This window comes from Salmonella sp. 32070601201500089SM, assembly GCF_017573605.1.
Lineage (GTDB): Bacteria > Pseudomonadota > Gammaproteobacteria > Enterobacterales > Enterobacteriaceae > Salmonella > Salmonella enterica.
The window spans coordinates 15,389-26,621 of record NZ_JAGETK010000025.1; the positions used below are offsets into that span (position 1 = coordinate 15,389).

Here is an 11,233-nt window from a genome sequence, read left to right on the forward strand (position 1 = left end):
AAGGATAAGGTCATGCGCCATCGTAAGAGTGGTCGTCAACTGAACCGCAACAGCAGCCATCGCCAGGCTATGTTCCGCAACATGGCAGGTTCACTGGTTCGTCATGAAATCATCAAGACGACCCTGCCTAAAGCGAAAGAGCTGCGTCGCGTAGTTGAGCCGCTGATTACTCTTGCCAAGACTGATAGCGTTGCTAATCGTCGTCTGGCATTCGCCCGTACTCGTGATAACGAGATCGTGGCAAAACTGTTTAACGAGCTGGGCCCGCGTTTCGCGAGCCGCGCCGGTGGTTACACTCGCATTCTGAAGTGTGGCTTCCGTGCAGGCGACAACGCGCCGATGGCATACATCGAGCTGGTTGATCGTTCAGAGAAAACAGAAGCTGCTGCAGAGTAATCTGTAGTAACGTAAAAAAACCCGCTTCGGCGGGTTTTTTTATACCCTCCTGAACCCCACATATCTACAATAATTGTATTCTTTTCGTTCAATCCCTGGAGCGACGTATGTGGTTACTTGACCAGTGGGCAGAGCGTCATATTATCGAGGCACAGCGTAAAGGCGAGTTTGATAATTTGCCTGGCCGTGGCGAGCCGCTTATTCTGGATGATGATTCTCATGTGCCGGCGGAACTTCGTGCGGGTTATCGCTTACTCAAGAATGCGGGCTGTCTTCCCCCTGAACTGGAGCAGCGCAGAGATGCTATTCAGTTACTTGATATCCTCAACAGTATCCGGGAAGATGACCCTCGATACCATCAGGTTAGTCGCCTGCTCTCGCTGCTTGAACTAAAACTTCGGCAGGCTGGGTTGAGTACCGACTTTTTACACGGTGAGTATGCAGAAAAACTGCTGCATAAAATCAACGATAATTAACGGAGCTTGTATGTATCGCATTGGTGAGCTGGCAAAGCTGGCAGACGTAACGCCTGATACCATTCGCTACTATGAAAAACAGCAGATGATGGATCATGAGGTACGTACTGAAGGCGGGTTTCGTCTATATACCGAAAACGATCTGCAGCGTCTCAAGTTTATTCGTTATGCGCGACAGTTGGGTTTCACGCTCGACTCGATCCGCGAGCTTTTATCGATCCGAATTGATCCTGAGCACCATACCTGTCAGGAGTCAAAAAGTATTGTGCAAGAGCGATTGCAGGAGGTTGAAGCCAGGATTGCGGAACTGCAAACGATGCAGCGTTCGTTACAAAGGCTTAATGATGCTTGTTGCGGAACGGCCCACAGTAGCGTCTATTGTTCCATTCTGGAAGCCCTGGAACAGGGGGCCAGTGGAGCGAAATCAGGATGTTGATTTATTGAACCGGCGGGGCTACACTCGCGCCGTTAATTTATACAATCGGGAGACATTATGAGTCGTTATCAACATAAGAAAGGGCAGATAAAGGACAATGCCATTGAGGCATTACTGCACGATCCCCTTTTCAGGCAACGCGTTGAAAAAAATAAGAAAGGCAAAGGAAGTTATCTGCGTAAAGGTAAACACGGTAATCGAGGGAACTGGGAGGCCAGTGGCAAGAAAGTAAGTGACTTTTTTACCACTGGCCTTCTGCTTATTAAGAACGGTTATTTTGTTCTTTCAGCAGATCGCGGATTTCGCCCAATAACACTTCCTCTTTAGAAGGCGCTGGCGGAGCTGCCGGCTCTTCTGCTTTTTTACGGTTGAGTCTGTTGATAAGCTTAATGGCAACAAAGATAGCAAAGGCCACAATCACAAAATCAAATACGTTTTGGATAAACACGCCGTAATGCATGACGACCGCCGGAATATCTCCCTGCGCTTCGCGTAACGTAAAAGCAAATTGTTTAAAGTCGATCCCGCCGATTAACAATCCCAACGGCGGCATAATGATATCGGCAACCAGTGAAGAAACAATCTTACCGAATGCCGCGCCAATAATGACACCCACTGCCAAATCCACAACATTCCCGCGCATCGCGAATTCGCGAAATTCTTTAATAAAACTCATTTTTATTCTCCCTATGCAGCTGACGTTATAAGTTTAACAAATGCTAAGGCATTTTCCATTTACGGCTTCTGTTTAGCGAAATAAATTAAACCTTGATAAATAAAGGGAATTAAAAAGGGCGCTGAATGAGCGCCCCTTAAATTAGAGGAAGAAAGGACTTGGCTGGAACAGACGTTCGACGTCGGTAATAAACTTTTTATCGGTCAAAAACATAATGACGTGATCGCCTTGTTCAATGCGCAAATTGTCATTAGCGATCATGACATCATTACCGCGAACCACCGCGCCAATAATGGTGCCTGGCGGCAGTTTAATTTCGTCAATGACGCGGCCAACCACGCGGGAAGTGCTTTCATCGCCGTGCGCGACGGCTTCGATGGCTTCGGCAACCCCGCGACGTAGTGAGGAAACGCCGACGATATCCGCTTTACGCACATGGCTCAGTAATGCAGAGATGGTGGCCTGCTGCGGAGAAATCGCAATATCTATAACGCTACCCTGCACAAGATCGACATAAGCGCGACGTTGGATCAACACCATCACTTTCTTGGCGCCCATCCGCTTAGCCAACATCGCGGACATGATATTGGCTTCATCATCGTTAGTGACCGCGATAAAGAGATCGACCTGATCAATATGCTCCTCCGCCAGCAATTCCTGATCGGAAGCGTCGCCAAAAAAGACGATCGTGTTTTGCAGTTTCTCAGCCAATTCTGCGGCGCGTTGTTGATCGCGTTCGATCAATTTAACGCTATAGTCTTTTTCCAGACGCCTTGCCAGCCCGGCGCCGATATTGCCGCCGCCCACCAGCATGATGCGCTTGTAGGGTTTTTCCAGACGCTGTAATTCGCTCATTACTGCACGGATATGCTGTGAAGCCGCAATAAAGAAGACTTCATCCCCTGCTTCCACGATAGTCGAGCCCTGAGGACGGATTGGTCTGTCATGGCGGAAAATTGCGGCAACGCGGGTATCGATATGCGGCATATGCTCTCGCATTGTCGAGAGCGCGTTACCTATTAGTGGACCGCCATAGTAGGCTTTAACTACTGCCAGACTGACTTTCCCTTCGGCAAAGTTTACAACCTGTAATGCTCCCGGATACTCGATCAGGCGATAAATATTATCGATAACCAACTGCTCCGGCGCGATCAGATGATCAATCGGAACCGCTTCAGAATGAAAGAGTTTATCCGCATCGCGAACATAGTCCGGGGAGCGAATGCGGGCGATACGGTTTGGAGTGTTGAAGAGTGAATAGGCTACCTGGCAGGCAACCATATTAGTTTCATCTGAACTGGTGACAGCGACCAGCATATCCGCATCGTCAGCGCCCGCTTCGCGCAACACGCGGGGATGCGAACCATGCCCCTGAACTACGCGTAGATCGAACTTATCTTGCAAACTGCGTAACCGTTCGCCGTTGGTATCAACCACCGTGATGTCGTTGTTTTCGCCGACCAGGTTTTCCGCCAGTGTTCCGCCAACTTGCCCTGCGCCCAGTATGATAATTTTCATCAGTCGTGGCCCGTTATCTCATCACTTCTTGATTAGCTTAGCGTAAAAGAACCCATCACCTTCTTCGCCGCCCGGCAGATTCTGTTGTCCTGGCTGATCAGGTGTTCCCGTTTCGCTGAGCGCGGCATCGGGAGTGCGTTGTAAAAAGGTTTTGATCTGATCGCGGTTTTCTTCCGGCAGTACGGAACAGGTGGCGTAAACCAGCGTCCCGCCGGGCTTCAGGCGCGGCCAGACGGCATCAAGAATTTCCGCCTGTAATTGCGCCAGTTCCGCGATATCGCGATCGCGACGCAGCCATTTGATATCTGGATGACGGCGAATGACGCCGGTTGCGGAGCAGGGCGCATCCAGCAGAATACGGTCAAACTGCTGCTCGCCGCACCATTGGGAGGGATAACGTCCATCCCCTTGTTTAACTGTCGCTTTCATCCCAAGACGCTTTAGGTTGTCGTAAACGCGGGAGAGTCGTTGTTCATCAATATCAACTGCCAACACGTCTGCTTCAGGGGCCACTTCGAGAATATGCGTGGTTTTACCGCCGGGCGCGGCGCACAAGTCTAAAATGTGCTCACCGTTCTGAGGAGCGAGAAAAACCGCACATCCCTGCGCAGAGGCATCCTGGACAGTTACCCAACCCTCAGCAAAACCGGGTAAAGCATGTACCGGAGCTGGCGTTTCCAGACGTACAGCGTCGGGATAATCGGGATGCGGATATCCCTTCATGCCTGCGTCTTCAAGTAAGCCAAGCCAACCGTCGCGGGTGTGGTGTGTACGATTTACACGTAGCCACATAGGCGGACGCTGGTTATTCGCATCAATAATGCGTTGCCACTGTGTGGGGTAAGCATTTTGCAAACGCTTTACCAGCCAACCGGGATGTAAAAAGCGCGCATCGCTGGTCGCAAACTCATTAAGCAACGTTTCCTGCTGGCGCTGGAACTGGCGCAGGACGCCATTAATTAACCCTTTCAACTGCGGACGTTTAATGGAGACCGCGCCTTCAACGGTTTCAGCCAGTGCCGCATGGGGAGGAACGCGGGTGTACAGCAACTGATAAAAACCGACCATAATTAAGTAATGCACTGTACGCTGCTTGCCGGTCATTGGACGAGACATCAGCTTATTGATCAGCCATTCCAGCTGTGAAAGGGTGCGCAGTACGCCAAAGCACAGCTCCTGAAGTAGCGCTTTGTCTTTATCGGCGACTTTTTGTTGCAGCGGCGGGAGCACATTACTTAATGATTGTCCCTGCTCGACGACCTGTTCAACGGCCTGTGCTGCCAGACTACGTAAATTGTTTTGTTTTTTCATATGTATAAAATAAAAATGCCCGGTAACACCGGGCTTATAAAGACGTGACCGTCAGGCAAGACGGTTACCAGGAATAAACCATTCCCGGCGTGAATTTAACAGATCCTGGGCGCTCATCGCTTTTTTGCCGGCAGGCTGAAGCGAAAGCAAATTTAATATCCCCTTGCCTGTTGCAACCTGAATGCCCTGTTTCGTCGCGGCCAGAATGGTTCCCGGCAGCGACTGCGTGGCGTCCTCAATGACGGACGCCTGCCAGACTTTTACCGGCTGGCCGTCGATTTCCAGCCAGCTCATTGGCCACGGATTAAAGGCGCGAATGCAACGCTCCAGCTGTGCTGCGGAGAGAGACCAGTCAATACGCGCTTCTTCTTTACTGAGCTTTTCCGCATGAGTGACCAGCGCTTCATTCTGCGCTTCAGGCGTCGCTGTGCCGTCCGCCAGTTGTTTTAGTGTGGTAATTAACCCCTGCGGGCCAAGTTCAGCCAACTTATTATACAGTGAGCCACTGGTATCTTCTGCGGTAATCGGGCACGCAAGTTTATACAGCATGTCGCCGGTATCCAGCCCTACATCCATCTGCATAATTGTGACGCCGGTTTCCGCATCGCCTGCCCAGAGTGAGCGCTGAATAGGCGCCGCGCCGCGCCAGCGTGGAAGCAGCGAACCGTGAACGTTGATACATCCGAGACGGGGCATATCCAGCACTGCCTTTGGGAGAATCAGACCATATGCTACGACAACCATGACGTCGGCATGTAAGTCAGCCACCAGATGCTGGTTTTCCTGAGGACGAAGCGACACGGGCTGGAAAACGGGCAGGCCTTTTTCTTCCGCCAGCACTTTTACCGGGCTGGGCATCAACTTTTTGCCGCGACCTGCTGGACGATCGGGTTGGGTAAATACGCCGACAACGTTATGTCCAGAAGTTAACAGCGCGTCGAGATGACGCGCTGCAAAGTCAGGTGTACCCGCAAAAATAATACGTAGTGAATCTGACACGTTGGTTCTTGTCCTTTAAGCCCGGGCGTTCAGGCGGTCGAGTTTTTCTACTTTCTGACGAATACGTTGTTGCTTCAGCGGCGACAAATAATCGATAAACAGTTTACCGACCAGGTGATCCATCTCATGCTGAATGCAGATTGCCAGCAAACCATCCGCTTCAAGCTCAAACGGGTTGCCGTCGCGATCCAGCGCGCGGATTTTCACTTTCTCGGCGCGCGGCACTAAAGCGCGTTGTTCCGGAATCGACAGACAGCCTTCTTCTATACCCGTTTCGCCACTTTTCTCCAGCAATTCCGGGTTAATGAGTACCAGGCGCTCGTCGCGGTTTTCCGAAACGTCAATCACGATGATCCGCTGGTGGATATCGACCTGCGTTGCGGCCAGACCGATACCTTCTTCCGCGTACATCGTTTCGAACATATCATCGACGATACGCTGAATTTCTGCATTCACTTCTTCAACCGGCTTTGCGACTTTGCGAAGGCGCTCGTCCGGAATATGTAACACTTGAAAAACTGACATAATTATCCAGAGTTGTGTTCAGGAGTTGAAAAGATTATTACCTCTATTCTAGACAAATCCCCACCTGATTGACAGCATCAGTGACCAATCGCAAAGATTGTTCAGACTGCTTGTGGCAGGGGAGGGAAAGGATGGCCCGTACCGAAATTTGGTTACGTTTAATGTACGTCGGCGACCTTTATGGCGAGGCGATGTTGAACATGGCGAATTCGCTTATTCGCCAGCCTCAGATAAATCGCACGCACCTTCAGGAGGCTGGTCTTACTGCGCGGCAAGCTGAACGTTTTTTACAGCTTCCAGCAGGTGTGCTTGATGAGACATTACGCTGGCTTGAACTACCGCAGCACCATTTTCTGTGTGCGGATAGTGAAATTTATCCTCCCCAGCTGCGTGCTATTGACGATTATCCCGGCGCTATTTTTATTGACGGCGATCCTGCCTGTCTGCATACCTGCCAACTTGCCGTCGTAGGAAGCCGGAGCCACTCCTGGTATGGAGAACGCTGGGGACGTCTGCTTTGCGAAAGCCTTGCGAAAAGCGGTTTGACGATCACCAGCGGCCTTGCCCGGGGAATTGATGGCGTAGCACACAACGCCGCGGTGAGTATGGGGGGAAAAAGTGTAGCGGTGTTAGGGAATGGCTTGGCAAAGATTTATCCTCGCCGACATGCCATGCTGGCTGAAAACTTGATTGCCGCCGGCGGCGCAGTGGTCTCAGAATTTCCGCTTTCAACGCCTCCGCTACCGCAAAATTTTCCTCGCAGAAACCGTATCATCAGCGGACTGAGCAAAGGCGTACTGGTGATTGAGGCGGCGTTGCGCAGCGGTTCGTTGGTGACGGCGCGCTGCGCGCTTGAACAGGGGCGGGACGTTTTTGCATTACCAGGTCCTATCGGTAGTCCGGGAAGCGAAGGCACGCACTGGTTAATTAAACAAGGGGCCACGCTTGTGACGACGCCGGAGGATATTCTGGAAAATTTGCAATACGGCTTACACTGGTTGCCAACTACGGCGGAAAATTCACTTTATTCACTAAATCAGGATGAGGCGGCATTGCCATTTCCTGAGCTCCTGGCTAACGTAGGAGATGAGGTAACACCTGTTGACGTCGTCGCTGAACGTGCCGGCCAACCTGTGCCAGCGGTAGTGGCTCAGCTACTCGAACTGGAGTTAGCAGGATGGATCGCAGCTGTACCCGGCGGCTATGTCCGATTAAGGAGGGCAAGCCATGTTCGACGTACTAATGTATTTGTTTGAAACATACATCCATAACGAAGCCGAGCTGCGCGTGGATCAGGACAGACTGGAGCGTGATCTCACCGACGCTGGGTTTGATCGCGAAGACATCTACAATGCGCTGCTGTGGCTGGAAAAACTCGCTGACTATCAGGATGGCCTCGCGGAACCCATGCAACTTGCTTCCGACCCTCTTTCAATGCGCATTTATACGGTTGAAGAGTGTGAAAGGCTTGATGCCAGTTGCCGGGGGTTCCTGTTATTCCTTGAGCAGATTCAGGTGCTAAACCTCGAAACACGAGAAATGGTGATTGAGCGTGTGCTGGCGCTGGATACCGCAGAGTTTGACCTGGAAGACTTGAAATGGGTTATTTTGATGGTGTTATTCAACATTCCGGGCTGTGAAAACGCCTATCAGCAAATGGAAGAATTACTCTTTGAGGTAAATGAAGGTATGCTGCATTGATAGGTGTTAATGCTGCATGAGTGAATATGGCTAAATCAGCACTGTTTTCTGTGCGTAAAAATGAGCCCTGCCCGCAGTGCGGGGCCGAACTGGTAATTCGTTCCGGGAAACATGGTCCGTTTCTCGGCTGTTCTCGCTATCCGGAATGCGATTATGTTCGTCCGCTGAAAAGTCAGGCGGACGGGCATATCGTTAAAATTCTGGAGGGGCAACTGTGTCCTGAGTGTGGCGCCGTACTGGTGCTGCGTCAGGGGCGCTTTGGCATGTTCATCGGATGCAGTCAGTATCCGCAATGTGAACATACAGTGGTTATTGATAAACCGGATGAAACGGCGATTGCCTGTCCAGCCTGCCAGCAAGGACATTTGGTCCAGCGCCGTTCTCGTTACGGAAAAATCTTTCATTCCTGCGATCGCTACCCGGAATGTCAGTTCGTCATTAACTTCACGCCGGTTGCGGGGGAATGCCCCGAGTGCCATTATCCGCTACTCATCGAAAAGAAAACCGCGCAGGGCGTGAAGCGCTTTTGCGCCAGTAAACAATGTGGAAAGCCGGTTCCGGTGGAATAAACAAGTGAATAATAACCTGCCAACAGGATCTATCGCCGCAGCGGTAGATCTCCTGAATAAAGAAAATGTCATCGCTTATCCAACAGAAGCCGTTTTCGGCGTCGGCTGCGATCCCGATAGTGAAACAGCCGTTACGCGCCTGTTGGCGTTAAAACAACGGCCCGTCGATAAGGGACTCATTTTGATTGCCGCCAGCTTTGAGCAGTTAAAACCTTATATTGATGACAGCATACTTACCGCCGCACAGCGTAAAGCAGTATTTGATTGCTGGCCCGGGCCGGTAACGTTTGTTTTTCCTGCGCCCGCGACAACGCCGCGGTGGCTCACGGGACGTTTTGATTCCCTGGCCGTTCGTGTTACCAACCACCCGCTGGTGGTCGCGCTATGCAATGCGTATGGCAAACCGCTGGTTTCCACCAGCGCCAATCTGAGCGGATTACCGCCATGTCGTACCATTGAAGAGGTGCGTGCGCAATTTGGCGATGATTTTCCGGTGGTTGAAGGCGCAACGGGTGGGCGTTTAAATCCTTCAGAAATTCGCGATGCTCTGACGGGCGAACTGTTTCGACAGGGGTAATATGATGGAAACCTATGCTGTTTTTGGAAATCCGATTGCGCACAGCAAATCGCCATTTATTCATCAGCAATTTGCTCAGCAGCTAGATATTGTTCACCCCTATGGTCGCGTGCTGGCCCCTATTAATAATTTCATTAATACGCTTGATGCCTTTTTCGCGGCAGGGGGAAAAGGCGCAAACATCACAGTACCTTTTAAAGAGGAGGCGTTTGCGCGTTCGGATGAGTTAACGGAACGAGCATCGCTGGCGGGAGCCGTCAATACATTAAAACGGCTGGAAGATGGTCGTTTGCTTGGCGACAATACTGACGGTATCGGTTTATTAAGCGATCTCGAACGTTTAAATTTTATCCGCCCAGGATTGCGTATTTTGCTGATTGGCGCGGGCGGCGCATCCCGGGGCGTGCTGTTACCCCTGCTTTCTTTGGATTGCGCGGTCACTATCACTAACCGTACAGCTTCACGTGCCGAAGCGTTGGCGAAAATCTTTGCTCATACCGGCAGCGTTCATGCCACGGATATGGACAAGCTGGATGGTTGTGAGTTTGACCTGATTATTAATGCGACCTCCAGCGGCATACGGGGCGAAATCCCGGCGATTCCGGCGTCACTTATTCACCCTTCCCTCTGTTGCTATGACATGTTCTATCAAAAAGGGAATACGCCATTTCTCTCCTGGTGTGTACAACAGGGCGCAAAACGCTACGCAGATGGGCTGGGAATGCTGGTGGGGCAGGCTGCACATGCCGTTTTGCTTTGGCACGGTGTATTACCGCAGGTCGAGCCAGTGATTGAGCTGCTACAGCAGGAATTATTAGCGTGAACCAGGCCATACAATTTCCTGACCGCGAAGAATGGGATACTGCCGCCAGTGCTATCATCTTTCCCGCCCTGGTTAATGGGATGCAACTCACGTGTGCAATAAAAAAAGATGTACTGGCGTATCGCTTTGGTGGAGAAACAGCGGAGCAATGGCTGGCCATTTTTCGTGAGTATCGCTGGGACCTGGAAGAAGAGGCGGAAGCATTAATCCTGGCCCAGCAGGAAGATGATCACGGTTGGATATGGTTATCCTGAGAAAGATAGTCGTCTTTCCACTTTACATAGTTATTGGCGGAGTACTGCAGGCCCGATCTCTCAGCATCGCTCAAGGGGCGGATCTGTTTTACCGGACTGCCAAGATATAAATAGCCGCTTTCCAGCCGTTTGTGCTGCGGCACCAGGCTTCCCGCGCCAATCATTACGTCATCTTCTATTATCGCGCCATCCAACACAATGGAGCCCATACCGACCAGTACGCGGTTACCGATGGTACAGCCGTGCAGCATAACTTTATGGCCAACGGTAACATCTTCGCCAATGATTAATGGGTTGCCGTGTGGATTGGATGAAGACTTGTGGGTTACGTGAAGAACGCTGCCATCCTGAATGTTCGTACGAGCCCCTATCGCAACGTAATTCACATCGCCGCGAATCACCACAAGCGGCCAGATCCCGATATCATCCGCCAGACGGACATCGCCAATAACCACGCTGCTGGTATCGATCATCACGCGCTGACCGATTTCAGGAAAAAGATCCTTATAAGGACGTAATGTGTCAGACATGTCTACCTCATCATAAATGAATAGTCATGAAGACTTTGGTTGCTTTAACGGCGTTGTGCAAGGGGAGATAGCATCAAAAAATCGCCACTTTGCGCAGGAATGGAGCGAAAGGGATGAAAAATCAACAAACAGAAAAAAAGATCCAAAAAACGCTTGTGCAAAAAAATGGGATCCCTATAATGCGCCTCCATCGACACGGCGGATGTGAATCACTTCACACAAACAGCCGGCCGGTTGAAGAGAAAAATCCTGAAATTCAGGGTTGACTCTGAAAGAGGAAAGCGTAATATACGCCACCTCGCGACGGTGAGCTGAAAGCCGCGTCGCACCTGCTCTTTAACAATTTATCAGACAATCTGTGTGGGCACTCGAAGATACGGATTCTTAACGTCCTCGGACGAAAAATGAATACCAAGTCTCAAGAGTGAACACGTAATTCATT

Annotated in this window: 16 protein-coding genes and 1 pseudogene; 11 read left to right on the forward strand and 6 right to left on the reverse strand. The window is 50.9% G+C overall.

The annotated features are described in order from the left end of the window. Positions 1–12 precede the first annotated feature (12 nt). The 4 genes and pseudogenes from rplQ to J4728_RS23340 form a co-directional block, all read left to right on the forward strand. Complete coding sequence (rplQ, locus tag J4728_RS23325) at positions 13–396, forward strand: 50S ribosomal protein L17 (protein WP_001216370.1); 384 nt, start codon at positions 13–15, stop codon at positions 394–396. A 107-nt stretch (positions 397–503) separates the two neighbouring features. Further along, on the forward strand, positions 504–872 hold the full coding sequence (locus J4728_RS23330) for a DUF1992 domain-containing protein (protein ID WP_176240179.1): 369 nt from the start codon (positions 504–506) through the stop codon (positions 870–872). A 10-nt stretch (positions 873–882) separates the two neighbouring features. Beyond that, a complete protein-coding gene (gene zntR / locus J4728_RS23335) occupies positions 883–1,308 on the forward strand; it encodes a Zn(2+)-responsive transcriptional regulator (protein WP_000285585.1) in 426 nt (141 codons plus the stop codon). Between the two features lie 57 nt (positions 1,309–1,365). Continuing rightward, positions 1,366–1,569: pseudogene (locus tag J4728_RS23340) on the forward strand (alternative ribosome-rescue factor A); the annotation flags it as partial. 1 nt (position 1,570) lies between these two features. Here J4728_RS23340 and mscL read toward each other — a convergent pair. The 5 genes from mscL to def all read right to left on the reverse strand — a co-directional run bounded on the left by mscL (position 1,571) and on the right by def (position 6,337). Then, positions 1,571–1,984, reverse strand: a complete 414-nt coding sequence (gene mscL / locus J4728_RS23345; RefSeq protein WP_000008119.1) for a large-conductance mechanosensitive channel protein MscL — start codon at positions 1,982–1,984, stop codon at positions 1,571–1,573. Between the two features lie 141 nt (positions 1,985–2,125). Further along, positions 2,126–3,502 (reverse strand): Trk system potassium transporter TrkA, encoded by a 1,377-nt coding sequence (gene trkA / locus J4728_RS23350; protein ID WP_000691374.1) that lies wholly within the window; start codon positions 3,500–3,502, stop codon positions 2,126–2,128. A 21-nt stretch (positions 3,503–3,523) separates the two neighbouring features. Continuing rightward, a complete protein-coding gene (gene rsmB, locus J4728_RS23355) occupies positions 3,524–4,813 on the reverse strand; it encodes a 16S rRNA (cytosine(967)-C(5))-methyltransferase RsmB (RefSeq protein ID WP_208212499.1) in 1,290 nt (429 codons plus the stop codon). Positions 4,814–4,864: 51 nt separating this feature from the next. Further along, on the reverse strand, positions 4,865–5,812 hold the full coding sequence (gene fmt / locus J4728_RS23360) for a methionyl-tRNA formyltransferase (protein ID WP_001285165.1): 948 nt from the start codon (positions 5,810–5,812) through the stop codon (positions 4,865–4,867). Between the two features lie 15 nt (positions 5,813–5,827). Further along, on the reverse strand, positions 5,828–6,337 hold the full coding sequence (gene def / locus J4728_RS23365; RefSeq protein ID WP_208212501.1) for a peptide deformylase: 510 nt from the start codon (positions 6,335–6,337) through the stop codon (positions 5,828–5,830). 131 nt (positions 6,338–6,468) lie between these two features. Here def and dprA point away from each other — a divergent pair, with 131 nt between their 5' ends. Genes dprA through J4728_RS23395 form a run of 6 tightly spaced genes read left to right on the forward strand, consistent with a single transcriptional unit; the run spans position 6,469 to position 10,261 of the window. Beyond that, complete coding sequence (gene dprA / locus J4728_RS23370; RefSeq protein WP_000124527.1) at positions 6,469–7,593, forward strand: DNA-protecting protein DprA; 1,125 nt, start codon at positions 6,469–6,471, stop codon at positions 7,591–7,593. Then, entirely contained in the window at positions 7,565–8,038 is a 474-nt protein-coding gene (gene smg / locus J4728_RS23375) for a DUF494 family protein Smg (protein ID WP_000460663.1), read from the forward strand. The genes dprA and smg overlap by 29 nt, the downstream gene beginning before the upstream one ends. Before the next feature lie 26 nt (positions 8,039–8,064). Further along, positions 8,065–8,607: a type I DNA topoisomerase gene (locus tag J4728_RS23380; protein WP_001129708.1), complete on the forward strand. Its 543-nt coding sequence runs from the start codon at positions 8,065–8,067 to the stop codon at positions 8,605–8,607. A gap of 4 nt (positions 8,608–8,611) precedes the next feature. Beyond that, positions 8,612–9,184: an L-threonylcarbamoyladenylate synthase type 1 TsaC gene (gene tsaC, locus J4728_RS23385; protein ID WP_039591133.1), complete on the forward strand. Its 573-nt coding sequence runs from the start codon at positions 8,612–8,614 to the stop codon at positions 9,182–9,184. A gap of 4 nt (positions 9,185–9,188) precedes the next feature. After that, positions 9,189–10,007, forward strand: a complete 819-nt coding sequence (gene aroE, locus J4728_RS23390) for a shikimate dehydrogenase (RefSeq protein WP_000451194.1) — start codon at positions 9,189–9,191, stop codon at positions 10,005–10,007. After that, the gene (locus J4728_RS23395) at positions 10,004–10,261 is read left to right on the forward strand and encodes a DUF1488 domain-containing protein (RefSeq protein WP_001070571.1); all 258 of its coding nucleotides are present in this window, start codon (positions 10,004–10,006) and stop codon (positions 10,259–10,261) included. The genes aroE and J4728_RS23395 overlap by 4 nt, the downstream gene beginning before the upstream one ends. On the opposite strand, the gene J4728_RS23400 is transcribed toward J4728_RS23395, so the two are convergent. Then, complete coding sequence (locus tag J4728_RS23400) at positions 10,237–10,791, reverse strand: gamma carbonic anhydrase family protein (protein WP_001285631.1); 555 nt, start codon at positions 10,789–10,791, stop codon at positions 10,237–10,239. The genes J4728_RS23395 and J4728_RS23400 overlap by 25 nt on opposite strands. 113 nt (positions 10,792–10,904) lie before the next feature. Between J4728_RS23400 and J4728_RS23405 the strand changes: the two genes are divergently transcribed. Beyond that, on the forward strand, positions 10,905–11,057 hold the full coding sequence (locus J4728_RS23405; RefSeq protein ID WP_000795900.1) for a hypothetical protein: 153 nt from the start codon (positions 10,905–10,907) through the stop codon (positions 11,055–11,057). The last annotated feature ends 176 nt before the right edge of the window (positions 11,058–11,233 follow it).